Annotated in this window: 23 protein-coding genes and 1 pseudogene; 11 read left to right on the plus strand and 13 right to left on the minus strand. The window is 67.1% G+C overall.

Annotated elements, in window-relative coordinates; genetic code table 11:
* Positions 1-103: 103 nt before the first annotated feature.
* From FA90_RS16350 to FA90_RS16380, 7 genes and pseudogenes are all read left to right on the plus strand, one after another.
* Positions 104-586 carry a CinA family protein gene (locus FA90_RS16350; RefSeq protein WP_036170431.1) on the plus strand — a complete coding sequence of 161 codons (483 nt, stop codon included), beginning with the start codon at positions 104-106 and terminating at the stop codon, positions 584-586.
* Positions 587-588: 2 nt separating this feature from the next.
* On the plus strand, positions 589-1,530 hold the full coding sequence (locus FA90_RS16355; protein WP_081933890.1) for a metallophosphoesterase: 942 nt from the start codon (positions 589-591) through the stop codon (positions 1,528-1,530).
* Positions 1,531-1,635: 105 nt separating this feature from the next.
* Positions 1,636-2,144: pseudogene (locus FA90_RS25810) on the plus strand (CbbBc protein); the annotation flags it as partial.
* Positions 2,145-2,369: 225 nt separating this feature from the next.
* Positions 2,370-5,042, plus strand: coding sequence for a glycoside hydrolase family 3 C-terminal domain-containing protein (locus FA90_RS16365; RefSeq protein ID WP_081933891.1), 2,673 nt, complete (start codon positions 2,370-2,372; stop codon positions 5,040-5,042).
* 22 nt (positions 5,043-5,064) lie between these two features.
* The gene (locus tag FA90_RS16370) at positions 5,065-6,000 is read left to right on the plus strand and encodes an alpha/beta hydrolase (RefSeq protein WP_036170433.1); all 936 of its coding nucleotides are present in this window, start codon (positions 5,065-5,067) and stop codon (positions 5,998-6,000) included.
* 147 nt (positions 6,001-6,147) lie between these two features.
* The gene (locus FA90_RS16375) at positions 6,148-6,471 is read left to right on the plus strand and encodes a helix-turn-helix transcriptional regulator (RefSeq protein ID WP_036170434.1); all 324 of its coding nucleotides are present in this window, start codon (positions 6,148-6,150) and stop codon (positions 6,469-6,471) included.
* Positions 6,468-7,505 carry a cation diffusion facilitator family transporter gene (locus FA90_RS16380; protein ID WP_081933892.1) on the plus strand — a complete coding sequence of 346 codons (1,038 nt, stop codon included), beginning with the start codon at positions 6,468-6,470 and terminating at the stop codon, positions 7,503-7,505. The genes FA90_RS16375 and FA90_RS16380 overlap by 4 nt, the downstream gene beginning before the upstream one ends.
* 72 nt (positions 7,506-7,577) lie before the next feature.
* On the opposite strand, the gene cysK is transcribed toward FA90_RS16380, so the two are convergent.
* From cysK to FA90_RS16395, 3 genes are read right to left on the minus strand one after another with little or no spacing between them, the layout of a single operon-like run.
* Positions 7,578-8,510, minus strand: a complete 933-nt coding sequence (gene cysK, locus FA90_RS16385) for a cysteine synthase A (RefSeq protein ID WP_036170436.1) — start codon at positions 8,508-8,510, stop codon at positions 7,578-7,580.
* Positions 8,511-8,535: 25 nt separating this feature from the next.
* Positions 8,536-9,066 carry an FKBP-type peptidyl-prolyl cis-trans isomerase gene (locus FA90_RS16390; RefSeq protein WP_036170438.1) on the minus strand — a complete coding sequence of 177 codons (531 nt, stop codon included), beginning with the start codon at positions 9,064-9,066 and terminating at the stop codon, positions 8,536-8,538.
* Positions 9,067-9,100: 34 nt separating this feature from the next.
* Positions 9,101-10,036: a ThiF family adenylyltransferase gene (locus FA90_RS16395; RefSeq protein WP_036170440.1), complete on the minus strand. Its 936-nt coding sequence runs from the start codon at positions 10,034-10,036 to the stop codon at positions 9,101-9,103.
* A 136-nt stretch (positions 10,037-10,172) separates the two neighbouring features.
* Between FA90_RS16395 and pdxH the strand changes: the two genes are divergently transcribed.
* Positions 10,173-11,432, plus strand: coding sequence for a pyridoxamine 5'-phosphate oxidase (gene pdxH / locus FA90_RS25815; RefSeq protein WP_081933893.1), 1,260 nt, complete (start codon positions 10,173-10,175; stop codon positions 11,430-11,432).
* Between the two features lie 49 nt (positions 11,433-11,481).
* Complete coding sequence (locus FA90_RS16405) at positions 11,482-12,696, plus strand: cyclopropane-fatty-acyl-phospholipid synthase family protein (RefSeq protein WP_036176059.1); 1,215 nt, start codon at positions 11,482-11,484, stop codon at positions 12,694-12,696.
* 63 nt (positions 12,697-12,759) lie between these two features.
* Here the strand turns inward: FA90_RS16405 and msrA are convergent, their stop codons facing one another.
* Entirely contained in the window at positions 12,760-13,293 is a 534-nt protein-coding gene (gene msrA / locus FA90_RS16410) for a peptide-methionine (S)-S-oxide reductase MsrA (RefSeq protein WP_036170442.1), read from the minus strand.
* 122 nt (positions 13,294-13,415) lie between these two features.
* On the opposite strand from msrA, the gene FA90_RS16415 reads away from it, so the two are divergent.
* Positions 13,416-13,925, plus strand: a complete 510-nt coding sequence (locus FA90_RS16415) for a flavin reductase family protein (protein WP_036170444.1) — start codon at positions 13,416-13,418, stop codon at positions 13,923-13,925.
* 41 nt (positions 13,926-13,966) lie between these two features.
* Here FA90_RS16415 and FA90_RS16420 read toward each other — a convergent pair whose 3' ends face one another.
* The 3 genes from FA90_RS16420 to FA90_RS16430 form a co-directional block, all read right to left on the minus strand.
* The gene (locus FA90_RS16420) at positions 13,967-14,383 is read right to left on the minus strand and encodes a hypothetical protein (protein WP_036170446.1); all 417 of its coding nucleotides are present in this window, start codon (positions 14,381-14,383) and stop codon (positions 13,967-13,969) included.
* Positions 14,384-14,532: 149 nt separating this feature from the next.
* Positions 14,533-15,075: a glycosyltransferase gene (locus FA90_RS16425; RefSeq protein ID WP_373994640.1), complete on the minus strand. Its 543-nt coding sequence runs from the start codon at positions 15,073-15,075 to the stop codon at positions 14,533-14,535.
* Entirely contained in the window at positions 15,027-15,851 is an 825-nt protein-coding gene (locus tag FA90_RS16430; RefSeq protein WP_197065317.1) for a glycosyltransferase, read from the minus strand. Before FA90_RS16430 ends, FA90_RS16425 begins: the two co-directional genes overlap by 49 nt.
* Positions 15,852-15,999: 148 nt before the next feature.
* Between FA90_RS16430 and FA90_RS16435 the strand changes: the two genes are divergently transcribed.
* Positions 16,000-17,193, plus strand: coding sequence for an acyl-CoA dehydrogenase (locus FA90_RS16435; RefSeq protein ID WP_036170452.1), 1,194 nt, complete (start codon positions 16,000-16,002; stop codon positions 17,191-17,193).
* Positions 17,194-17,280: 87 nt separating this feature from the next.
* Here FA90_RS16435 and FA90_RS16440 read toward each other — a convergent pair whose 3' ends face one another.
* The 6 genes from FA90_RS16440 to FA90_RS16465 form a co-directional block, all read right to left on the minus strand.
* Complete coding sequence (locus FA90_RS16440; protein WP_036170454.1) at positions 17,281-17,967, minus strand: OmpW family protein; 687 nt, start codon at positions 17,965-17,967, stop codon at positions 17,281-17,283.
* Positions 17,968-18,027: 60 nt separating this feature from the next.
* Positions 18,028-19,392: an SGNH/GDSL hydrolase family protein gene (locus FA90_RS16445; RefSeq protein ID WP_036170456.1), complete on the minus strand. Its 1,365-nt coding sequence runs from the start codon at positions 19,390-19,392 to the stop codon at positions 18,028-18,030.
* Between the two features lie 254 nt (positions 19,393-19,646).
* Positions 19,647-20,687, minus strand: a complete 1,041-nt coding sequence (locus tag FA90_RS16450) for an L-threonylcarbamoyladenylate synthase (protein ID WP_036176062.1) — start codon at positions 20,685-20,687, stop codon at positions 19,647-19,649.
* Positions 20,688-20,716: 29 nt separating this feature from the next.
* Positions 20,717-21,904, minus strand: coding sequence for a 5-(carboxyamino)imidazole ribonucleotide synthase (locus FA90_RS16455; protein ID WP_036170459.1), 1,188 nt, complete (start codon positions 21,902-21,904; stop codon positions 20,717-20,719).
* Between the two features lies 1 nt (position 21,905).
* Positions 21,906-22,403, minus strand: a complete 498-nt coding sequence (gene purE, locus FA90_RS16460; protein ID WP_036170461.1) for a 5-(carboxyamino)imidazole ribonucleotide mutase — start codon at positions 22,401-22,403, stop codon at positions 21,906-21,908.
* A 1-nt stretch (position 22,404) separates the two neighbouring features.
* Positions 22,405-23,301 carry a phosphoribosylaminoimidazolesuccinocarboxamide synthase gene (locus FA90_RS16465; RefSeq protein ID WP_036170463.1) on the minus strand — a complete coding sequence of 299 codons (897 nt, stop codon included), beginning with the start codon at positions 23,299-23,301 and terminating at the stop codon, positions 22,405-22,407.
* Between the last annotated feature and the right edge of the window lie 118 nt (positions 23,302-23,419).

Here is a 23,419-nt window from a genome sequence, read left to right on the forward strand (position 1 = left end):
CATGGCTTTCCATTAATTTTCCGGCGCCGTGGCCGGCCAGGGCGCGTAGAATGAAGCCGCCACATACCCCATACGAACCCGGGCGCAGACAGAGGAGCGACACGTGACGAACGATATTCTTGACCTGGCCGCCAAGGTCGGCCGGGCGCTGGAGGCCAAGGGCCTGTTGATGGCGACCGCCGAATCCTGCACCGGCGGCGGCGTGGCCCAGGCGATCACCGAGATTCCCGGCTCGACCGGCTGGTTCGAGTGCGGCTTCGTGACCTATTCGAACGCCTCCAAGAGCGAGATGCTGGACGTGCCGGCGGCCCTGATCGCCCAGTTCGGCGCGGTCAGCGTCGAAGTCGCCGGCGCGATGGCCGAGGGCGCGGTCGCCAACAGCAATGCCGGCGTCGCGGTCTCGACCACCGGCATCGCCGGCCCGAGCGGCGCGGTGCCGGGCAAACCGGTCGGCACGGTCTGCTTCGGCTGGTCCAGGGGCGGCGCCACCCACACCGAACGCCTGGTGTTCTCCGGCGACCGCCACGCGGTGCGCGAACAGACCGTGGCGCATGCCCTGAACGGCCTGCTGCGCTTCCTCGAATAAGGATGCCGGGTTTGCTGGCGCGGCGGCTGCCACATGCCGCCCTCCTCGCCGCCTGGTCCGGCATGTTCGCCTGCGGCGCGGCCCATGCTGCGCCGGCCGCTTCGGCGGCGGCTACTCCACATGAAGGCGTGACGGTCTACGCGGTCGGCGACATCGCCCGCTGCGCCTATCCCGACCCGAAGTACGCGGCCGCCGCCGGCACCGCCGACACCGTCGCCGCCGGCCTGGCGGCCGATCCGCAGGCGGTGGTGCTGACCCTGGGCGACAACACCTACCCGGTCGGCGCGATGAAGGAATTCACCGACTGCTACGCGCCGACCTGGGGCCGCTTCAAGGACCGTACCTGGCCTTCGCCCGGCAACCACGAGTACTACACGCGCGGCGCCGGTCCCTATTTCCGCTACTTCGGCGCGCGCGCCGCGCACGGCTGGTACAGCCTCGAGATCGGCGCCTGGCACGTGGTTTCGCTCGACAGCAACGTGACGGGCGACGCGCACGCGGCCCAGATCGCATGGCTGCGCGCCGACCTGGCCAGCCACCCGGCGCGCTGCACGCTGGCGTTCTGGCACCACCCGCTGTACAGCTCGGGCGGACACGGCAGCCAGCCGATCATGCGCGACGCCTGGGACCTGTTGTATCGCGCCGGCGCCGAGCTGGTGCTGTCCGGGCACGACCACGATTACGAGCGCTTCGCGCCGCAGGACGCCGACGGCCACGTCGACGCAGCGCGCGGCATGCGCCAGTTCGTGGTCGGCACCGGCGGCGCCTACCCGACGCCCTTCCTGCTGACGGTCAAGCACAGCGAGCTGCGCGACGCCAGCCGCACCGGCGTGCTGAAACTGCGCCTGCGCGACGGCGGCTACGACTGGGAATTCCTGGAGTCGAGCCGGGTCACCACGCTGGGGGTGGCGCCGCCGGACAAGGGCAGCGGGGCATGCCACTGAGTCCGCATTGGAACGCCGCGACGATCGATCTTGCAATGTGTAATTCGAAACTGGCCACTTTGACCATCGACGTAGAATGATTCTTCTGATTGATCAGCAGGATGCATGACACGCAAGGACGTACCCGGGATCGGCCAGTACGGCGGCCCGGCCGCCGGCTGGGGTGCGCTGCAGGCGGTCGCCAAGGCGCTGTAAGGCGAAATGTCGGACGGCCGCACCGCCATCATGCCGCAGGTGAACCAGCCGGAAGGCTTCGATTGCCCGGGCTGGGCCTGGCCGGATCCGCGCGCAGGGTCCTCGTCCGACTTCTGCGAGAACGGCGCCAAGGCGGTGTCGTGGGAAGCGACCAACAAGCGCGTCACGCCCGAGTTTTTTGCCAAACACAGCGTCAGCGAGTTGTGGCAGCGCGAAGACTTCGGGCCGCGCCTCCAACGAAGCCGCTTTCTTGTACCAGCTGTTCGTGCGCGCCTGCGGCACGAATAACTTCCCCGACTGCTCGAACATGTGCCATGAGGCGACCAGCGTCGGCCTGCCGCAGTCGATCGGGTCGGCAAGGGCGCACGCTCGAGGATTTCCAACGCCGCGACGCCATCTTCTCGTTTGGCCAGGTGCCGATCGTGCTGCGGCGCTCCCGCGCCGCCACCAACAAGCCCGAGCAGGTCGACCGCCGCTAAGGGCGCTGGACAGGCAGGCCGTCAGGGCCACGGCCAGCGCCGCGGCCCTGATACGTTTACCGGTATCGGTCTCCACAAAAAACTGATTGGTCGCTCGACGGTTCCTGCACTACAGTTAGGCTCCAGGCATTCACGCCTGCCATCCCAACTTCCACAGGGTCCGACATGCACAAGAATAAGGCCAACAGGATTGGCCATGCAGGAGACAAGCCGCGCCTGAAGCGAGCCACGCTGCTGCTGGCGGCGCTCATCCCGTTGATTGCTCACGCCGCCGCGTCATCCGCCGACGCGCGCGCGGACGCCCGCGTTGAAGCCGACGCCCGCGCCCGCGCGCTGGTCGCGCGCATGAGCTTCGACGAAAAGATCGGCCAGCTGCTGAACGTGGCACCTAGCGTGCCGCGCCTGGGCATCCCCGCCTACAACTGGTGGACCGAGTCGCTGCACGGCGCGCTCGGTCCGCTCCCGACCACCAACTTCCCCGAGCCGATCGGCCTGGCCGCCAGTTTCGACGCGCCGCTGGTGCACGATGTCGCCGCCGCCATCAGCGTCGAGGTGCGCGCGCTGCACACCCTGGGCCGCCAGACCGGCCACCTGGGCAAGATCGGCACCGGGCTCGATACCTGGTCGCCGAACATCAACATCTTCCGCGATCCGCGCTGGGGCCGCGGCCAGGAAACCTATGGCGAAGACCCGTATCTGACCGCGACGCTGGGCGTGTCCTTCGTCCAGGGCATGCAGGGACCGAACGCCGAACTGCCGAACGTGATCGCGACGCCCAAGCACTTCGCCGTGCACAGCGGGCCGGAATCGACGCGCCACGTGGCCGACGTGTTCGTGTCGCGCCACGACCTCGAGGACACCTACCTGCCGGCCTTCCGCGCCGCCATCGTCGATGCCAAGGCCGGCTCGATCATGTGCGCCTACAACCGCATCAACGGCCAGCCGGCCTGCGGCAGCGAGATCCTGATGAAGGAACACCTGCGCGAGGCGTGGGGCTTCAAGGGCTACGTGGTGTCGGACTGCGACGCCGTCACCGACATCTCGGAGCGCCACAAGTACGCGACCGATCCGGCCGCCGCGGTGGCCGTGGCCCTGAAGGCCGGCACCGACAACGAGTGCAACACGCAGACGCTGGGCGACGTGCCGGGCTTGAGCGCACGCTACAAGGAAGCCTGGCAGCGCGGCCTGATCGGCACGGACGACATCGACCGCGCGCTGGTGCGATTGTTCTCGGCGCGCTACCGCAACGGCGACCTGGCCGGCCTGCCCGGACGCGATGCCAAGCCAGTCCCGGTCAGCGCGATCAACACGCCCGAGCACCAGGCGCTGGCACTCAAGGCCGCGGTCGGGAGCATGGTGCTGCTCAAGAACGACGGCGTGCTGCCGCTCAAGCCGGGCGTGAAGCTGGCCGTGATCGGGCCACTGGCCGACGCCACCCGTGTGCTGCGCGGGAATTATTCGTCGACCCAGTCGGCACCGCCGGTGTCGGTGCTGGACGGCCTGCATCGCGCGCTGCCGCAGGCCAGCATCCGCCTGATCCCGGCCGGCGCCTCGATCACCGACGGCGATCCGGTGCCGGCCTCCGCCCTGCAGACGCCGGACGGCAAGCCGGGCCTGCGCGCCGAGTACTTCAACGCCGCCGCCAGCGGCTTCGAGGGCAAGCCGGCCGCCACCCGCACCGAGCCGGGCCTGGAATCGCATGCGCTCGAACTGAAGGGCGTCGCCGACCGCAACAAGGTGGTCTGGACCGGCTACCTGGTCGCACCCGAAAGCGGCACCTATCGCATCGGCGTCAGCGGCGTGCAGGGCGAGCTGACGGTCGGCGCCAAGCCCGCCGTGAAAGCCGCCGAGTATTCGAAATGGGGCGAGCCGCTCCAGCTCACCGACGTGAAGCTCGAGAAGGGCGAGCGCTACCCGCTGCACTTCCAGGCCGAGACCGGCGGCTCGGGCGTGCCCGGCCTGTTCTGGAAGCGCGTATCGACCAGCCCGGACGCCGACCTGGCCGCGGGCGCGCGCGAGGCCGACGTCATCGTCGCCGTGGTCGGCCTGACCTCGGACCTCGAAGGCGAAGAGATGGCGATCAAGACCGAGGGCTTCTCGGGCGGCGACAAGACCTCGCTCGACCTGCCGGCCGACCAGCGCCACCTGCTGGAGCAGGCCAAGGCGCTGGGCAAGCCGCTGGTGGTGGTGCTGATGAACGGCAGCGCGCTCGACCTGTCGTGGGCCAAGGAGAATGCAGGCGCGATCCTGGAAGCCTGGTATCCGGGCCAGTCGGGTGGCCTCGCGGTCGCCGACGTGCTGGCCGGCCGCGCCGAGCCGGGCGGGCGCCTGCCGCTGACCTTCTACCGCTCGCTGGCCGACCTGCCGCCCTTCGACGACTACACGATGAAGGGCCGCACCTACCGCTACTATGCCGGCACGCCGGTGTATCCGTTCGGCGCGGGCCTGAGCTACACCACCTTCAGCTACATGCCGCTGCGCGTGGAGCCGGTCGGCGGCGCGGTGGACAAGGGCGTGGTGGTCAGCACCGAAGTCGCCAACACCGGTGCGCGCGAAGGCGTCGAAGTCGCCCAGCTGTACCTGACGCCGCCCGGCTTCGAAGGCGCGCCACGGCTGGCGCTGCGCGGCTTCCAGCGCGTGCCGCTCAAGGCCGGCGAGCGCCGTCGCATCAGTTTCAAACTGTCGCCGCGCGACCTGAGTTTCGTCACGCGCGACGGCGTGCGCCAGCTGACGCCGGGCGCGTACAAGCTGAGCGTCGGCTCGGGCCAGCCGGGCTCTAGCGCAACGACGCAGGAAGCCCCGCTGGTGCTGAGCCGCACCGTGGTGCTGGATAAATGAATTCAACAATGGAGACCCGACGATGACGACGATCCGCAAACTGGCCCAAGGCCTGGCCCTGGCCTTTTCCCTGGGCTGCGCGCTCGGCGCAAGCAGCAGCGCCTTCGCGCAGAACGACAAGATGACCCCGATCGCGATACCGGCCCAGCCGGACGCGATCGTACTCGGCACCGGCCCCTTGCCCGGCGCGACCGTGCAGGAAAGCTGGCACAGCCAGTACGGCAGCGTGTTCGCCCGTAACGTCACCGTGGCCACGCTGACGCCCTTCCTGCCCGATCCCGCCAAGGCCAGCGGCGCCGCGGTGATCGTCGCGCCCGGGGGCGGCTTTCGCACGCTGTCGATGAACAACGAGGGCTGGGACGTGGCCAAGGCCCTGGCCGACAAGGGCGTCGCCGCCTTCGTGCTGAAGTACCGCCTGGTGCAGACCCCGGCCGACATGGCCGGCTTCGAGCGCTCGATGGCGCAGATGTTCTCCGGCGCGGCCAAGCCGCCGGTGCAGCGCGACCCGGCCGTGGAATACGCGCCGCAGATCGCCGACGCGCGCGCCGCGTTCGCGCTGGTGCGCACGCGCGCGAAGACCTGGCACGTCGATCCCGACCGCGTCGGCATGGTCGGCTTCTCGGCCGGCGCCATGCTGACGCTGGCGACCGCGCTGCACGCGCCGGACGTCAAGCCGGCCTTCATCGCCACCATCTACGGGCCGCTGGCGCCGGTCACGGCCCCGAACGACGCGCCGCCGCTGTTCGTCGCGCTGGCCGCCGACGATCCGCTGTTCGGCAACGGCGGCTTCGGCCTGATCGACAGCTGGCGCGGCGTCAAGCGCCCGGTCGAGTTCCACCTGTACGAACAGGGCGGCCATGGCTTCGGCATGTACCAGAAGAGCACCACCAGCACCGGCTGGTTCGACGACTATGCGCGCTGGCTGGCGATGCACGGCTACCTGCGGCCCAAGCGCTGATCGAGCACTGATCGACCCGCAAGGCGGCCTCCCCGGCCGCCGCCTTTTTGCCACACCTCAGTATTACACCTCGGTAATTTTCGCACTTTAGCCTTGCCCCCGCCCTCGTAAGCCCCTAACATGTGAACAGTTCTTCACATGTTAAACATGAGCTTCCCTACCGATATCGATCACCGCGTCGACGAACTGTCCGATCTGTTCCACCTGCTGGGCGACCCGACCCGCCTGCGCATCGTGCTGGCCTGCCTGGCGCAGCCGATCGCGGTGAGCGACATCGCGGCGCGCCTCGACCTGTCGAGCTCGCTCGTCAGCCACCACCTGCGCCTGCTGCGCGCGGCCCGCATCGTCAAGGCCGAGCGCCAGGGCAAGCAGGTGTTCTACGCGGCTGCCGACGCTCACATCAGCAGCCTGCTCGCCAACATGTTCGAACACATCGCCGAACCCATACCCAACAACGGACTGGACGCATGAGTCTCCATCACCACCACGGCCACGACCATGGCCACCACCATCACCACCCGACCTCGGGCGCCGACAACGGCCGCGCCTTCGCCATCGCGATCGCCCTGAACACGGCTTTCGTCGCCATCGAGTTCGTCTACGGCTTCATCGCCAACTCGACCGCGCTGATGGCCGACGCCGGCCACAACCTGTCCGACGTGCTCGGACTCGGCCTGGCCTGGGGCGCGGCGCTGCTCACGAAAAGCGCCCCGACCCGCCGCTTCACCTACGGCCTGCGCGGCACCAGCATCCTGGCGGCGCTGGCCAACGCCCTGCTGCTGATGGTCGCGAGCGGGGCGATCGCGCTGGAAGCGGTGCAGCGCATCCTGCATCCGGTCGCGGTCGAAGGCGGCACGGTCTCGATCGTGGCCGCGATCGGCGTGCTGGTCAACGGCTTCTCGGCCTGGCTGTTCGTGGCCGGCAGCAAGGGCGACATCAACGTGCGCGGCGCCTACCAGCACATGGCGGCCGACGCCGTGCTGTCGCTGGGGGTGGTGGTGTCGGGCCTGGTCGTCAAGTACACCGGCTGGGCCTGGCTCGACCCGGCGGTCAGCCTGCTGCTGGTGGTGACGATCGTGGTCGGGACGTGGTCGCTCTTGAGGGAATCGCTGCAGATGGTGCTGGCGGGCGTGCCGGCCAGCGTCGACGCGAGCGAAATCACCGCCTATCTTGCCGACCAGCCGGGCGTGACCGAGGTGCACGATCTGCATATCTGGGCGATGAGCACCACCGAGACCGCGCTGACGGCGCACCTGGTGATGCCGGGCGGTTACCCGGGCGACGCGGCGCTCGACGCCATCGTCGGCAAGCTGCGCGCGGATTTCTCGATCCACCACACCACGCTGCAGGTCGAGCAAGGCACGACCCGGCACGACAACTGCGCGCTGCACGACGGGCTCAGCGCGCACGCGCACGCGCACGACGATCATGATCACGATCATGACCATGCGCACGATCACGATCACGATCACGACCACGATCATGCGCATCCGCACGCGCATTGAACGCCGCTCGATATAAAGAAACGGCCTGCAGAACGCAGGCCGTTTTGTTTTGGACGCTCGATAAACCCCGGCTCAGCCGGCCAGGTCGGCGAACAGCGCCGTGCTGAGATAGCGCTCCCCAAAAGAAGGGATGATCACGACGATCAGCTTGCCCGCGTTCTCTGGCCGGCGCGCGACCTGCAGCGCCGCCCACAGCGCGGCGCCGGACGAGATGCCGACCAGCAGCCCTTCCTCGCGCGCGGCCAGGCGCGCGGTCTCGAACGCCATCTGGTCGGGCACGGCGATGACTTCGTCGTAGACGTGGGTGTTGAGCACGTCCGGCACGAAACCGGCACCGATGCCCTGGATCTGGTGGCGGCCTTTGGCGCCCTGGGACAGCATCGGCGAGGCTTCCGGTTCGACCGCGATCGCCTTGAAGCCGGGCTTCCTCTGCTTGAGCACTTCGGCCACGCCGGTGATCGTGCCGCCGGTGCCGACGCCGGCCACCATGATGTCGACCTTGCCGTCGGTGTCGCGCCAGATTTCCTCGGCGGTGGTGCGGCGGTGCACCTCGGGGTTGGCCGGGTTGTTGAACTGCTGCGGCATGAAGCAGGTCGGATCGCCGGCCACGATTTCCTCGGCCTTGCGGATCGCCCCCAGCATGCCTTCCGCACCGGGCGTGAGCACCAGTTCGGCGCCGTAGGCGCGCAGCAGCATGCGCCGCTCGTTGCTCATGGTATCCGGCATGACGAGCTTGCAGCGGTAGCCGCGCGCCGCGCACACCATCGCCAGCGCGATGCCGGTGTTGCCGCTGGTCGGCTCGACGATGGTGGTGTCGGGCCCGATCTTGCCGGCCTGTTCGGCCGCTTCGATCATGGCCCAGCCGATCCGGTCCTTGACGCTGTGCGCCGGATTGTAGAACTCCAGCTTGGCGACGACTTCCGCCGACGCGTCGCGCGCCAGCCGGCGGATGCGCACCAGCGGGGTGTTGCCGATCAGTTCCGTTACGTCATTTGCGATGCGCATATGCCCTCCGGGTTCTGAATTGCGTTTATTTGACGTCCAGAAGTTCCACGTCGAAGATCAGGTCGGCATCCGGACCGATGCTGCCGCCCGGTGCGCCGCGGTGGCCGTAGGCCAGCTCGCTCGGGATGATCAGGGTGCGCTTGCCGCCGACCTTCATGCCGGCCACGCCCTGCTCCCAGCCCTTGATCACCTGGCCGGCGCCCAGCTGGAAATCGAGCGGGGTGCGGCCGGCGTCCAGCGAGGAATCGAACTTGCGGCCGCGCTGCTTGGCGGCCATCGGCTTGTACAGCCAGCCGGTGTAGTTGACGGTCACCTTGTTGCCGACCGCGGCTTCCTTGCCCTTGCCGACCACCTGGTCGATGACTTGCACGTGCGGGCCCTGCGGCGCCTGCGCCTCGGGGGTGGCGGGGGCGGCGGGGGTGACCGGATTGGCGGGATTGGCCGGGGTGGCGGCGGTTGCGGTGGCGCCGGCCGGGTCTTTCGGCGCGGTCGAGTCCTGGGCGTTGGCGGCGGCCGCAGCCAGCAGCAGGCCGACGAGGGCGATACGACGGATCATGGAGCCTCTTTCACGAATCAGTAGAAAACTGGTCCTATGATAACAAGGCCTCTTCCGCTTGCCCAGCGGCCTGCGCCACGTCGGCGACATGCTGCGGCGCCGGCGCGGCGACCGATGCGGCGGCCACTACGGCCTTGGCCTGCTCGGCCAGCTTGCGCAGCAGGTGCCCGGCGGCGACCATGCCGAAGGTGGCGGTGACCACCATGCTGGAACCGAAGCCGGCGCAGTTCAGGCCGGTGATGCTGTTGGGATCGATCGCGCAGGCGTCGCCCGCATCCGGGTAACGCAGCGGCTCCATCGAGAACACGGCGTCGATGTGGTACTTGTTCTTCTCGCCCTTGGCAAAGCCGTAGCGTGCACGCAGGATCTTGCGCACGCGCTTGAGCAGCGGCTCCTGCTCGGTGCGCGCCAGGTCGCGGATCTCGACCAGGGTCGGATCGATCAGGCCGCCGGCGCCGCCGATCACCACCAGCGGCACCGCGTGCTCGCTGCAGTGGGCGATCAGCGCGGCCTTGGCCTTGGCGCTGTCGATGGCGTCGACCACGTAGTCGAAACGATCGGTGCCGATCATCCGGGCGATGTTGTCGGGGTCGATGAAATCCTCGACCAGCTCGACTTCGCAGTAGGGGTTGATCAGCGCGATGCGCTGCCTGAGCGCTTCGATCTTGGGCATGCCGACCGTGTTCGACAGCGCCTGGATCTGGCGGTTGATGTTCGATTCGGCCACGTTGTCGAGGTCGATCAGGGTCAGGCGGCCGACCGCGCTGCGCGCCAGCGCCTCGACGATCCAGGAGCCGACGCCGCCGACACCGACCACGCAAACGTGCGCCGTCCGGAATCGTTCGAGCGCAGGCTCACCGTAGAGACGGGCGATACCGCCGAAGCGGCGTTCAAAGTCGACTTCGTCGCTCAGCTCATTGCGCAAATCGACAGCAGCCGGGGTAAAGAGAGAAGTAGGAAGAGTCGTCATGATCCTGCCATTTTACCGGACGGAACCGCACTCATTGCTCTAAAATAACTTTCAGTCAACCAAATATTTGCCTTCAGTTTTTGTACCTCAGCAACAGTACTCGACAACAGCTCATCAACAGCACCGATACCGCACCATGAACCAGCCTCTGCATGACACCGCCCCCGATTTCGACCAGCCGGTCGCCGTCCTCAAACACTGCCACGGCCGCATCCGCAAGCAGCTGGCGACGCTGGAAAAGCTGCTGGCGCATCTTCCCGAACATGGCGCCGACGAACAGGCGCGCCAGGCCGCAGCCGCCGTGCTGAAGTACTTCGACAAGGCCGCCCACCTGCACCACGACGACGAGGAACAGGACCTGATCCCGATGCTGACCGCGGTCGCGCGGGGCGAGGACGCGGCCACGCTGCAGGCGCTGGCGCCGACCATCCTGCAAGACCACAAGGACATGGATGCGATGTGGCAGGACCTGCACGAGCAGCTCGCCTTGATTGTCGATGGCAGCGCCACGCATCTGTCCACCAGCATCGTGCAGCGCTTCGTACAGCGCTACCTGAGCCACATGGAACGCGAGGAAGGCATCATTGCGCCGATGGCGCTGCGCCTGTTTGATGCCCAGCAGATGGACCAGCTTGGCCAGGCGATGCGCCGCCGCCGCGGCATCGACCCGACGGCCGCGCCGGCATCATGCGATGCGGTGCCTGCGCCCGCAGCCGCAACCGCAACCGCGGTCACAACGGCGCCCGGCGGCGCGATCGGCGATCGCGTGGCCGACCTGCGCAAGGATTACGGCCATGCCCAGCTGGACGAGAACGACGTCGCCGACGACCCGATCCAGCAATTCACGCGCTGGTTCGAAGAAGCCCTGAAGGCCGAGGTAAACGAGCCGAACGCGATGGGCGTGTCGACCGTGGACGACGATGGCCGCCCGACCTCGCGCATCGTGCTGGTCAAGCAGTTCGACGCGCGCGGTTTTACCTGGTACACGAATTACGATAGCCAAAAAGGCAAGCAGATTGCCAGCAAACCGTTTGCATGTCTGCTATTCTTTTGGCGTGAACTTGAACGGCAAGTGCGGATCGAAGGCAGGGTCGAACGCACGAGTGCCGAGGAAAGCGACAAGTATTTCAACAGCCGGCCCCTGAAAAGCCGGCTGGCGGCGATCGCGTCCCGACAAAGTGCGCCGATCGCCAATCGCGCCAGCCTCGAGCATAACTACGAGGAGGTCGCGCGTCAATACGGCGAAGCACCGTCGCGTCCAGCCAACTGGGGCGGGTTTCGCTTGGAGCCTGAACGCATCGAGTTCTGGCAAGGGAGGCGTTCACGCTTCCATGACCGCATCGTCTACACGCGGCAGGAAGATGGAAGCTGGGCGCGGCAACGTTTGCAACCATAAGGTCGGTAGGGCCGCATGGGGCCGGTCCGACCTCTTCGGAGGAATGCGCGTGTTCGATCAAATGAAGCTAGCCGCCTGGACCTCAGGCATCCGTGACAAATACGACTTGCCGCTGCGTGTGGAATTGTGGAACGGCGAACAGGTCGACCTGTCGTCCGAGCAGCCGCGCGTCAAGATCCGGGTGCCGAACATGGGCGCACTGCGCTACCTGCTGACGCCCACCCTGGACAGCCTCGGCGAGGCCTATGTCGAGGGCCAGCTCGAGATCGAAGGACGCTCGGCCGACATGATCCACATCGGCAGCCTGCTGGCCGAATCCACGGGCAAGCCGCCGCGCAGCAGCCGCGTCGCCAGCGCCGCCATGAACCTGTTCGCGGCGCACACCAAGGAAAAGGACGCCGAGTCGATCCGCTACCACTACGACGTCTCGAACGAGTTCTACCAGCAGTTCCTCGACCCGGCCATGGTGTATTCCTGCGCCTACTTCGAGAACGGCGACGAGGATCTCGCCACGGCCCAGCAAAAGAAAATCGACCACATCCTGACTAAGATCGGCGTCCAGCCGGGCCACACCCTGCTCGACATCGGCTGCGGCTGGGGCGCGCTGGCGATCCGCGCGGCCTCGAAGTTCGGCGCGCGCGTGGTCGGCGTCACCTTGTCCGAGCGCCAGTACGAAATGGCGCGCGAGCGCGTGGCCCAGGCCGCCCTGCAGGACCGGATCGAGATCCGCCTGCAGGACTACCGCGACGTCAGCGGCACGTTCGACCGCATCACCAGCGTCGGCATGTTCGAGCACGTCGGCGTCGACAATCTGCCGGAATACTTCAACCGCATCGACAAGCTGCTGGCCGACGATGGCCTGGTCATGAACCACGGCATCACCACGACCGACATCGAACAGCGCGCCAGCCCCTACGGCGGCGGCGAATTCATCGACAAGTACGTGTTCCCGCACGGCGAGCTGGGCCACTTGTCGACCGTGATCCGCACCATGCAGCAGGGCGGCCTGGAAGTGCGCGACGTCGAAAACCTGCGCCGTCACTACGCGCGCACCTGCGAACTGTGGGCCGAGAACTTCGAGGACAACGCCGAGCGCATCCGCCCGACCGTCGATCCGAAAACCTTCCGCATCTGGCACGTCTACCTGGCCGGCTGCGCCTACGCTTTCGCGCATGACTGGATCAGCCTGTACCAGATCGTGTGCGGCAAGGCGGGGCAGGATCCGAAGCAGATTCCGTGGTCGCGCAATTACATGTACAAGTGATGCAGAGGCCATAGGGTGGGTGACTGATGCCGGGAGCATCGATCACGCCAACCTGCTTTTACTTTACTTCACCCGCTGCGCAAACATCGCACGGAACTTGCTCACCTTCGGCGCCACGACGAAGGCGCAGTAGCCCTGCAGCGGGTGCTGGGCGAAGTAATTCTGGTGGTAGTCCTCGGCCTTGTACCAGGTCTCCTGCGGGCGGATCTCGGTGACGATCGGCGCATCCCACACGTGCGCCATCTCGGCCATGACCTTGTGCGCGGTCGCGTCCTGTTCGGGCGAGGTGGTGAAGATCGCCGAGCGGTACTGGGTGCCGACGTCGTTGCCCTGGCGGTTCAGGGTGGTCGGGTCGTGGATCGTGAAAAAGATTTCCAGGATGTCGCGATAGGCGATCACGGCCGGGTCGAATTCCAGGCGCACGACTTCGGCATGTCCGGTCGCGCCGCCGCATACCTGCTCGTAGGTCGGGTTCGGGGCCGCGCCGCCCATGTAGCCCGATTCCACCCGCGTCACGCCGCGCGCCTCCAGGTACACCGCTTCCAAACACCAGAAGCAGCCTCCGCCCAGGATCGCCACTTCGGTTCGCTCGCTCATATGCACACCTCGACAAATAATAGGTTGTTCATGGATTTACTCTAACCGAAAGCGCCCCTGTGCACATTTCGGGTGACAAGCTGACCCGCGAACCTGCCCGGCATTGATGGCATAATGCGCAAATGAACACCAGCTCCCCCCGCGCCGGCGAGCGCGCCTTCGATTCCGCTCACTTCCGCCAGGCCCTGTCCCAATTCGCCACCGGCGTCACCGTGATCACCACGCGCCTGGCCGACGGCAGCTTCCGCGGCCTGACCGCGAGTTCCTTCAATTCGGTCTCGCTGGAGCCGCCGCTGGTGCTGTGGAGCCTGTCCAACGGCGCCAACAGCCTGCCCATCTTCAGCGGCAACTCGCACTACGTGATCAACGTGCTGTCCGCCGGCCAGGAAGACATCGCGCGCCGCTTTTCGCGCCGCACCGAAGACCCGTTCGCCAGCACCGAGTTCGAACTGTCGCGCACCGGCCAGCCGATCCTGAAAGGCGTCACAGCCTGGTTCGAATGCCACAACCGCAGCCGCTATCCGGAAGGCGACCACGTGATCTTCGTCGGCGAAGTCGAGGAATGCGAAGTCGACGCGCAGCCGGCGCTGATTTTCCACGGCGGGAAATTCGGCAGTACCGCGGCGCGATAGGCCGGGCCGCGCTAGGCCGGGCCGCGTCAGGCCGGGCCGCGTCAGGCCGGGCTGCGCCGGGCCATCTGTTTTACAGGCAGAAACTGCGCTACGCCCCAGGCGCACTCGGGCACGATGAACAGCCACAGCAAGGGCGCGCCGGTGAGGGCCAGCGTCCACGCCATCCACAGCGCAAACAGCAGGCGCGCCATACCGTCGAAGCGTCCGCCCGCGATGCTGGGCGCATGCAGCCGCGCCAGCGACCACACCAGCACGACGCTGCCCATCAGGCAGACGAACAGCGTCTGGAAGGCGCCGAAAACCGGCAGCGCCATGCCGCCGAGCCGGACATTGAGCATCGACAGATGGCCCTGCGCATAGGAAAAGCTCCAGGGCGTTAAAAACGGCGCGGTCACGACCAGGTCGTACCAGGCGCTGGCGCGCACGATGCGCAGGTAGGCGTTCAAAGACAGAAACATGGCATCTCCATGAGGATTTCGCGCGAGGCGCTGCAGCGCAAGCTGGCCGATATCGATGCGCGCATCGCCGCGCTTGGCGTCCCGCGCACCCAGCCGGCGCGGGAACTTGAACGTCCGAGCACGCCGTGCCCACTGGAAGCCGAAGCTGTTCAGTCCACGTTGGCAACTTCGGCGCTGTCGGCGTCCAGCTGAGCAAGCGGCTCGTGGCCGGCGCCGAAGCGCGCCATGACCAGCCCGACCGCCTCGGCCACGCCATTTTCCCGTCGCATCGCGGCGCCAAGCTCCCCTGCCCTGGCCGCCATTCCAGGCGACGCCAGCACTTGCCTGATCTGCCGCGCCAGCGTGGCCGGCGTCGTCTTGCGCCGCTTGAGCGGCCTGGCGCCAATTCCTGCCCGGCGCAGCTCCCGCCCCCAATGCTCCTGTTCGCCGATATTGGCGAGGACGATCGACGGCTTGCCGGCCAGCGTCGCCGCTTGCGTGGTGCCGGCGCCGCCGTGGTGCACGATGGCGCGGCAATGCGGAAAGATCGCGTGGTGCGGCGCCGCGGCGACGTACAGGATCCGGTCGTCGGCAATGAAGCCGCAGTCGCCTGCGGACGGGCTCTGGATGATGGCGCGGCAGCCTGCCGTGCGCGCCGCTTGCGTCAGCAGGTGCAGCGCCTCGGTTTGACGGCCGCGTCCTTGGGCATCCAGCTGCCGAAGGTCATGTACACCGGCGCCTCGCCGGCGGCCAGGAAAGCGCCGAGCATCTCCGGGAGCGCGCCTTCGATGGCGAGGTTGGGCGTGTCGAGAAAGCCGCAGATGCGCAGCGGCGCCGGCCAGTCCGGCTGCGCCCGGCCCAGTTGCGGGCTGACCGCCGCCAGCGTGAGCGTCTGCGCCAGCCAGACCTCGCGCAGCAGGTCATCCGTGGGCGGCATGCCGAGCCGCGCGCGCAAGCGGTTCGGATAAGGCAGGAAGACCCGGTTCAGCAGCGTCCGGGTCAGCTTCCACAGCAGGCGATGGCCGATCCTGCCCAGCCCGGGCAGGCCGAGCGGATGATTGAAAGCGCTTTCGATGCCGACGATCGACAGCATCACGCTGACATACGGCTTGCGCGCCGCCTCGGCCGCGATCTGCAGCGGGTGCATGAAGAAATGGCCGATCAGTACATCGTTCTCGTCCGCCAGGGCTTGCGCGGCATCCAACATGACATCCTCGACGGGCGCGAAGCACTGGCGCATGATGGTCGCCATCTGCTTGAACGGGTCGCGCGCGGCGTGAGCCTGGCGCGTGCTGTCCTCTTGCTGCGCCGGCGACAGGGTCGGCGAGGCCAGCACCGTGATCTTCAGGCCATGCTCGGGGACGACGTGCGCGTAGTCGCCGCTGTCGACGCTGGTGAGCACCAGGTGCACCTCGTTGCCGGCCGCTTGCAATCCTTGCGCCAGCGCGATGAACGGGCGGATATCGCCGTGGCTGCCCCACGTTTGCATGCCGATTTTCATCATTGAAGGATAATGCAAACAGGACATGCTTTGCGGGTATCGTTCAAAAGTGAAAATGCCTGTCGCAGTTTGAAAAGCCGCTTCAGGGCAGGTGTTTTTATAATGAGTGACAAAATTCTTCCGAGACAGGAGTCCCATGAGCCGTTCCGATTCGCCCCGCAAAGCCCAGTTCCACTGGGACGATCCGCTGTTGCTGAACGAGCAGCTGAATGACGAAGAGCGCATGGTGCGCGACGCCGCCAATGCCTATTGCCAGGACAAGCTGCAGCCGCGCATCCTCGAAGCCTTCCGCCATGAAGCGATGGACACGTCGATCTTCCGCGAGATGGGCGAACTCGGCCTGCTCGGTCCGACCATCCCCGAGCAATACGGCGGCCCCGGCTTGAACTACGTCAGCTACGGCTTGATCGCGCGCGAAGTCGAGCGCGTCGATTCCGGCTACCGCTCGATGATGAGCGTGCAGTCCTCGCTGGTGATGGTGCCGATCTTTGAATTCGGCAACGAGGAGACCAAGCAGAAATACCTGCCCAAGCTGGCTACCGGCGAATGGATCGGCTGCTTCGGCCTGACCGAACCCAACCACGGCTCCGACCCGGGCTCGATGGTCACGCGCGCGCGCAAGGTCGAGGGCGGCTATTCGCTGACCGGATCGAAGATGTGGATCACCAATTCGCCGGTCGCCGACGTGTTCGTCGTCTGGGCCAAGGACGACGAAGGCGCGATCCGCGGCTTCGTGCTGGAAAAAGGCTGGAAGGGATTGTCGGCCCCGGCGATCCACGGCAAATTCGGCCTGCGTTCTTCGATTACCGGCGAAATCGTCATGGACGAGGTGTTCTGCCCCGAAGAAAACGCCTTCCCCGAGGTGCGCGGCCTGAAGGGTCCGTTCACCTGCCTGAACTCGGCGCGCTACGGCATCGCCTGGGGCGCGCTCGGCGCCGCCGAAGCCTGCTGGCATACCGCGCGCCAGTACGTGCTCGACCGCAAGCAGTTCGGCAAGCCGCTCGCCGCCAACCAGCTGGTGCAAAAGAAACTGGCCGACATGCAGACCGAAATCACGCTCGGCCTGCAAGGCTGCCTGCGCCTGGGCCGCATGAAGGACGATGGCACGGCCGCGGTCGAAATCACCTCGATCATGAAACGCAATTCCTGCGGCAAGGCGCTGGACGTCGCCCGGACCGCACGCGACATGCTCGGCGGTAACGGCATCTCGGACGAGTTCGGCATCATCCGCCACATGGTCAACCTCGAAGTGGTCAACACCTACGAAGGCACGCACGACATCCACGCGCTGATCCTGGGCCGCGCCCAGACCGGCATCGCGGCGTTCTGAGTCCGCGCGACGACGGAAACGCAAACGATCGTCGAAAAAAAACCTGCCGCAGCGGCAGGTTTTTTTTGGCACGGCTCTTTTTTCAGCTTACAGATTGAACTTGTAGCCGACCGACAGCATGATCGAGTTCGGGTCCAGCTTGACGTGCTGGTACTGGCCGGTCGAGAAATGCAGGTCGGTGCGCAGGCGGGTCTTGATGAAGGCCGCGTTGGCGATCCACTTTTCGTTGATGTTCCAGGTCGCGCCGATCTGGCCCGAATAGGTCCACTTGTTGTCGATGCTGAAGGTGGTCGGCACGCCCGCGCCCGGATTGGTCAGCGCCGTCATCGTGCCCGAGCCGGTTTCCTTCTGGAACGCGGCGTAGGTGACGCCGATGCCGACGAACGGACGGATCACCGCATTCGGCTCGAAGAAGCGGTACTGCACGAACAGGGTCGGCGGCAGCGCTTCGATGGTGCCCAGCTGGCCGGTGCCCGAAATCGCACCCGCGCCGTACAGCTTGTGCTTGTACGGGGTGCCGACTGCGGCTTCGAGCGAGAAATGGTCGGTGGCGAAGTAGTTGAAGATGACGACCGGCTGGGTGTCCTTGCTGACGTCGCCCAGCGAGTTCGGCAGTGCCGGCGCCGAGATCGGGCCGCTTTCGACTTTCGGGGTGATCTGGTTGGCGCCGATCGACACGCCCCAGGTATTGGCTTGCTGGGCCGACGCGCCCGCGGCGGCGGCCAGCATGGCGGCGGCGGCCAGCGCCTTCACGACGTTGAAACGAACTTTCATGTTATCTCCTGATGCTTTTCTTGGAAGGGCCCGCCCACGCGGACGGGCCAGTCGTGAGGATTACAGCCAGCCCTTGACGCTCATCTGCTCGAGGACGTAGCGGGCGATCAGCGCGTACTCGAACGGGGTCGGGTGGACCGCGTCGGCGAACATGTAGTGGCTGACGTCGCCGGCGACCAGGTTCTTGCCGTTGCAGACCAGCGACGAGCCGAGCGGATTCTTGGCGGCGCTCAGGTCGCAGGCCGGCGTGGTCGTGTTGGTCAGGCCATACGGCTTCGGATTGGTGGCCTGGTCGTGGCTGATCGCCGCCAGGTCGACGTACAGCACTTTGGCATCACTGCCGACGGCCGACTTCAGCTGGTTGTTGAAGGTCGAGACCATGGTGGCGATCAGCTTTTGCGTGTCGGCCGACTGCGACAGCGCCGACGGCGAGATCGACACGTCCGGCAGGTTGTTGACGACGACGTGGGTCGCGCCGTTGGCGACGATCTGCTGCTCGACCAGGGCGCCCAGCTGCGCGCCGGCGGTGCCCATCTTGGTCACCAGGATGGCGGCATTGTCGGTCTGGTATTTCAGGCCGGCGGCTTGCGCGGCGGCGCCGGCGGTGGCGCCGATCGTGGCGGCGTTGGCCACGGCGGCCGTATTGCCGTTCATGGCGGCGGCGCCGATGGCGGCCTGGATGATCGCGGTGGCGTCGCTGCTCTTGGCGGCTTGCGCCTGGATCGCGGCGCCGATCGCGGCCGCGCCGGTGGCCGGGTTGGTGGTACCCGGCGCCAGTTGCGTGACCAGGCTCTGCGCCAGCGCCTGGCCGCCGGCGGCGGTCGCGCCGGCCGTCAGTTCGCCCAGCAGTTCCAGCGCATCGTTACCGCCGGCCATGACGATGACCAGCTCGTCGCCCTTGAATTTGCCGCCGACTTTTTTCAGGTGGTTGGCGATCTGGTTCACGACCGGCACGGTGGTCGCGCCGATCGTCATCGCGCCCGGCGCGACCAGGGCCGCGTTGCCCGGGCCGACCGCTTCGGTCACGCGCGCGCCGCCTTGGGCGTAGTTATAGCAATCTGCGTGATAGGTCACCGGCACCGAGAAGTTCAGCACCGGGTTGGTCGAGGCCGTACCCATCAGGCCAGTCTGGGCGGCGCACGGCGCCGGCAGGCTCAGCTGGGCCGCGATCAGCGCGGTGTAGTTCTTGCCGGTCAGTTCAGGATTGACCGAGGTATTGTCGCCGTTGATGGTGTAGGTGCCGCCGCCCATGAGCGCGATGCCGCCGACGGCGTAGGTGCCAACGTCGGACAAGCTGTCGCCGAAGACGACTTGCTGGCTGTATTTGGTCGCGAAGGTCTGGTTGCCAGCGCTGGGTCCGTTACCGCCGCAAGCCGCGAGGGCAGCCGCGGCCAGCAGCGCGAGCGCATATGAAGTCTTACGCATTTTGTCTCCTAAATAATTTGTTCTTTGAAACGAACGCTCGTGCTAATTCGTCGTCATTAATATGCCAGTGTTCAGCACGGTTGTATATAGAAAACGGTCCGGGCGTGCGCACGCGACAACGTCGCCGGTACGGTGCGGCCGAACCCGGTTAGCGCTGGGAATTATAGCAATGCACACCTCGTTGTCCTACGGGAACTTAAGAAAGCTGCAGGGTCTGTGTAAAAAGCGGCGTTAACGCGACAGGCCCGGCGCAATCACAGATTCGGCGTGTCGTTGATCAGCCCGTGCACGATCCCCGTCGACCCGTGCGCGGCGCGGCGCAGGCGGTCGTTGACGCCCAGCCAGGCACCGTCCTGGGGCGGGGCTTCGACCAGGATCACGTCGGCGCCGGCGTCGTCCATCGCGCGCAGCGCCGCGTACAAGGCGTACGCGAACCCGTCCGGCGTGGCCGGCAGCTCGACCTGTGCGTGTGTCGCTGGCAGCGGTGAATAATGGATCAGCGCGACCTTGCGCCCGGCCGCCTGCAGGCGCGCCAGGGTATCGGCGAGCGCGGCCGTGTCCTGCATCGCGACCGGCGTGTGCGGCGCATAGTGCGATTCGAGGGTGCCGGACGCGCGTGGGGCGGCGCCATCCGGACGGGCCGGCAATTCGCCGATGACGGCCGCGATCGCCTCCGCCGAGATGTGCCCCGGACGCAGCAGCACCGGGCCGTGCGTGGCCAGGCGCGACATGTCGACGATGGTGGACTCGATGCCGACCTGGCTCTGGCCGCCGTCCAGCACGGCAGCGATGCGACCGTGCTGCCCGATATCGTCGCCGAACTCGTCGCGCACGTGCTGCGCCGTGGTCGGGCTGACGTGGCCGAATTTGTTGGCCGAGGGCGCCGCGATGCCGCCCTTGCCGCCCTTGAAGGCTTGCAGCAGCCGGATCGCCACCGGGTGCGACGGGCAGCGGATGCCGACCGTATCCTGGCCACCGGAGACCGCGTCCGGGATGTGGGCGGCGCGCTTGAGGATCATCGTCAGCGGACCGGGCCAGAAGGCCTCGGCCAGCTGGCGCGCCTGCGGCGGGACGTCGGCGCACCAGTAATCGAGCTCCGCGCCGGGCGCGACGTGCACGATCACCGGGTGATCCTGCGGCCGGCCCTTGGCGGCGTAGATGGCGGCGACGGCCTGCGGGTTCTCGGCGTCGGCGCCCAGGCCGTACACGGTCTCGGTCGGAACGGCCACCAGGCGGCCGGCTTCCAGAGCGCGCGCCGCATCATCGATGACGTCGATGATGTCCTGGTCCTGCATATCGGTCACAGCGCGGGTCACAGCGCGGGTCACAGCTCGATTCCCAGGATCGCGCAGGCGGCTTGCAGCTGCTGCCGGGCTTGCGCCAAAGTCGGCGCGACGAAGGTCACGTGCCCCATCTTGCGGCCGCGGCGCGGGTCGCTCTTGCCGTACAGGTGCAGGTTGGCGCCCGGCAGGGCCAGCACCTGGTCCCAGGCCGGTTCGCGCACTGTGTCGCTGTCGCCCTCGAACCAGACGTCGCCGAGGATGTTCAGCATGACGGCCGGGGAATGCTGACGGCAATCGCCCAGCGGCAGGCGCGCCATCGCCCGCACCTGCTGGGCGAACTGGCTGGTGACGCAGGCGTCGATCGTGTAGTGGCCGCTGTTGTGCGGACGCGGCGCCATTTCGTTGACGACCAGCGAGCCATCGGTCAGCACGAAGAACTCGATGCACAGCACGCCGACGTAGCCGAGCTCGGCGACGATCGCGCGCGCGGCGTCCTGCGCCTTGCGCGCGCATTCGCTGGAGACGTTCGGGCCGGGCACGGTGGTGGTGAACAGGATGCCGTCGCGGTGCACGTTCTCGGCGATCGGGTAGACGACCGATGCACCATCCGCGCCGCGTGCGGTGAGCACCGACACCTCGTAGGCCAGCGGCAGCATCTGCTCGAGCAGGCAGGTCACCTGCCCCATCGATTCGAAGGCCGCGCGCACGTCCGCGCGCGTGCGCACGCGCACCTGGCCCTTGCCGTCGTAGCCCATGCGCACGGTTTTCAGGATGCCGGGCAGCAGGTCGTCGCCGATGGCGTCGATGTCGGCGTCGACGGCGATGACCTTGTGCGGCGCCGGCATCACGCCGGACTTGGCGGCGCAGGCCACGAAGAAGGATTTTTCGGCGATGCGGTCCTGCGCCACCGAGACGCCGTGGGCGTTCGGCGCCACGAAGACGCGTTCGGCCAGGCGCGACAGGCTGGCGGCCGGCACGTTCTCGAATTCGGTGGTGACGGCCGCGCACTGCGCCGCCAGCTGGTCGAGGCCGGCGGCATCTTCGTAGCCGGCCTCGACCAAACGCTCGGCGACCTGGCCGGCGGGGCAGTCGGCGCTCGGCTCGAGCACCGCGACCTTGTAGCCCATCGCTTGCGCGGCCTGGGCGAACATGCGGCCGAGCTGGCCGCCGCCCATCACGCCCAGCCAGGTGGACGGATCGGCGGACGGCAGGAATGCGGAATCACTCATATCAAGCAGGCAGAATCATGGCTTGCGCCGCGGCGGTCTGCCGGGCGCGGAAGTCTTCCAGTTGCGCGGCCAGCGCATCGTCCGTGGCGGCCAGCATGGCGACCGCGGTCAGCGCGGCGTTGGCGGCGCCGGCCTCGCCGATGGCGAAGGTCGACACCGGCACGCCCTTGGGCATCTGCACGATCGACAGCAGCGAGTCCTCGCCGCGCAGGTATTTGGACGGCACCGGCACGCCCAGCACCGGCACGATGGTCTTGGCGGCCACCATGCCCGGCAGGTGGGCCGCGCCGCCGGCGCCGGCGATGATCGCGCGCAGTCCGCGCGCGCGCGCGCTGCCCGCATACGCGAACATCTCGTCCGGCATGCGGTGCGCCGAGATCACCTGCGCCTCATGCGGCACGCCGAACTGCTTGAGGATGTCGACGGCGTTCTTCATCACGTCCCAGTCGCTGCTGGAACCCATGATCACGCCGACCAGTGGCTTGTTTTGGTCCGTCATCTCAGACCTTCAGCTTCTCGCCGGTGAGGCGCTCGATGGCTTCGAAGTACTTGGCCTGGGTCCTGTCGATCACGTCCTGCGGCAGCGCGGGCGCCGGCGGGGTCTTGTTCCAGTCCTTCAGCGTTTCCAGGTAGTCGCGCACGAACTGCTTGTCGAACGACGGCGGCGACATGTCCGGCGCGTACGAATCGGCCGGCCAGAAGCGCGAGGAATCGGCGGTCAGGACTTCGTCCATCAGGTGCAGCACGCCGTTGTCGTCCAGGCCGAACTCGAACTTGGTGTCGGCGATGATGATGCCGCGCGTGGCCGCGTACTCGGCGGCGGTGGTGTACAGCTGGATCGCGATGTCGCGGATCTTGGCGGCCAGTTCAGCGCCGATGCGCTGCTCCATGTCTTCGAAGCTGATGTTTTCGTCGTGCTCGCCCAGGTCGGCCTTGGCGGCCGGGGTGAACAGCGGCTGCGGCAGTTTGTCGGCCTGGCGCAGGCCGGCCGGCAGCTGGATGCCGCAGATCGCGCCGGTGGCCTGGTAGTCCTTCCAACCCGAACCGATGATGTAGCCGCGCACCACGGCTTCGACCAGGATCGGCTTCAGGCGCTTGGCGACCACGGCGCGGCCCTTGACCTGCTCCACTTCCTCCGGCGTCACCACCGATTCCGGCGCCACGCCGGTCAGGTGGTTCGGCACGATGTGGCCGAGTTTCTCGAACCAGAAGTCGCTCATCTGGTTGAGGACCATGCCCTTGCCCGGGATCGGCTCGTTCATGACGACGTCGAAGGCCGAGAGGCGGTCGGTGGTGACGATCAGGATCTTGTCGTCGCCGACGGCGTAGTTGTCGCGGACCTTGCCGCGGCCGAGCAGTGGCAGGGAGGAAATCGTGGATTGGTAGAGGCTTTTCATAGAGGGGATGTCTTGATAAAGCGAAACCGGCGGAGGGTCCGCCGGTGGGAAGTGCGACATTTTACGTCATTTCTAACGTGCCGCTATATTACCGCTGTCTTTCCGCGGTCTTCCCGGC

Source organism: Massilia sp. 9096, assembly GCF_000745265.1.
In the GTDB taxonomy this organism is placed as follows: Bacteria; Pseudomonadota; Gammaproteobacteria; order Burkholderiales; family Burkholderiaceae_D; genus Telluria.

Excerpts from the sequence above, each read along its gene's own strand:
- pdxH (WP_081933893.1), top strand. The coding sequence starts at position 10,173 with ATGAACCAGCCTCTGCATGACACCGCCCCCGATTTCGACCAGCCGGTC.
- FA90_RS16395 (WP_036170440.1), bottom strand. The coding sequence starts at position 10,036 with ATGACGACTCTTCCTACTTCTCTCTTTACCCCGGCTGCTGTCGATTTG.
- FA90_RS16375 (WP_036170434.1), top strand. The coding sequence starts at position 6,148 with ATGAGCTTCCCTACCGATATCGATCACCGCGTCGACGAACTGTCCGAT.
- FA90_RS16390 (WP_036170438.1), bottom strand. The coding sequence starts at position 9,066 with ATGATCCGTCGTATCGCCCTCGTCGGCCTGCTGCTGGCTGCGGCCGCC.
- FA90_RS16355 (WP_081933890.1), top strand. The coding sequence starts at position 589 with ATGCCGGGTTTGCTGGCGCGGCGGCTGCCACATGCCGCCCTCCTCGCC.
- FA90_RS16445 (WP_036170456.1), bottom strand. The coding sequence starts at position 19,392 with ATGCGTAAGACTTCATATGCGCTCGCGCTGCTGGCCGCGGCTGCCCTC.
- FA90_RS16380 (WP_081933892.1), top strand. The coding sequence starts at position 6,468 with ATGAGTCTCCATCACCACCACGGCCACGACCATGGCCACCACCATCAC.
- FA90_RS16365 (WP_081933891.1), top strand. The coding sequence starts at position 2,370 with ATGCACAAGAATAAGGCCAACAGGATTGGCCATGCAGGAGACAAGCCG.
- FA90_RS16420 (WP_036170446.1), bottom strand. The coding sequence starts at position 14,383 with ATGTTTCTGTCTTTGAACGCCTACCTGCGCATCGTGCGCGCCAGCGCC.
- FA90_RS16415 (WP_036170444.1), top strand. The coding sequence starts at position 13,416 with ATGAACACCAGCTCCCCCCGCGCCGGCGAGCGCGCCTTCGATTCCGCT.
- FA90_RS16440 (WP_036170454.1), bottom strand. The coding sequence starts at position 17,967 with ATGAAAGTTCGTTTCAACGTCGTGAAGGCGCTGGCCGCCGCCGCCATG.
- cysK (WP_036170436.1), bottom strand. The coding sequence starts at position 8,510 with ATGCGCATCGCAAATGACGTAACGGAACTGATCGGCAACACCCCGCTG.
- msrA (WP_036170442.1), bottom strand. The coding sequence starts at position 13,293 with ATGAGCGAGCGAACCGAAGTGGCGATCCTGGGCGGAGGCTGCTTCTGG.
- FA90_RS16370 (WP_036170433.1), top strand. The coding sequence starts at position 5,065 with ATGACGACGATCCGCAAACTGGCCCAAGGCCTGGCCCTGGCCTTTTCC.
- purE (WP_036170461.1), bottom strand. The coding sequence starts at position 22,403 with ATGACGGACCAAAACAAGCCACTGGTCGGCGTGATCATGGGTTCCAGC.
- FA90_RS16455 (WP_036170459.1), bottom strand. The coding sequence starts at position 21,904 with ATGAGTGATTCCGCATTCCTGCCGTCCGCCGATCCGTCCACCTGGCTG.
- FA90_RS16450 (WP_036176062.1), bottom strand. The coding sequence starts at position 20,687 with ATGCAGGACCAGGACATCATCGACGTCATCGATGATGCGGCGCGCGCT.
- FA90_RS16430 (WP_197065317.1), bottom strand. The coding sequence starts at position 15,851 with ATGCAAACGTGGGGCAGCCACGGCGATATCCGCCCGTTCATCGCGCTG.
- FA90_RS16435 (WP_036170452.1), top strand. The coding sequence starts at position 16,000 with ATGAGCCGTTCCGATTCGCCCCGCAAAGCCCAGTTCCACTGGGACGAT.
- FA90_RS16465 (WP_036170463.1), bottom strand. The coding sequence starts at position 23,301 with ATGAAAAGCCTCTACCAATCCACGATTTCCTCCCTGCCACTGCTCGGC.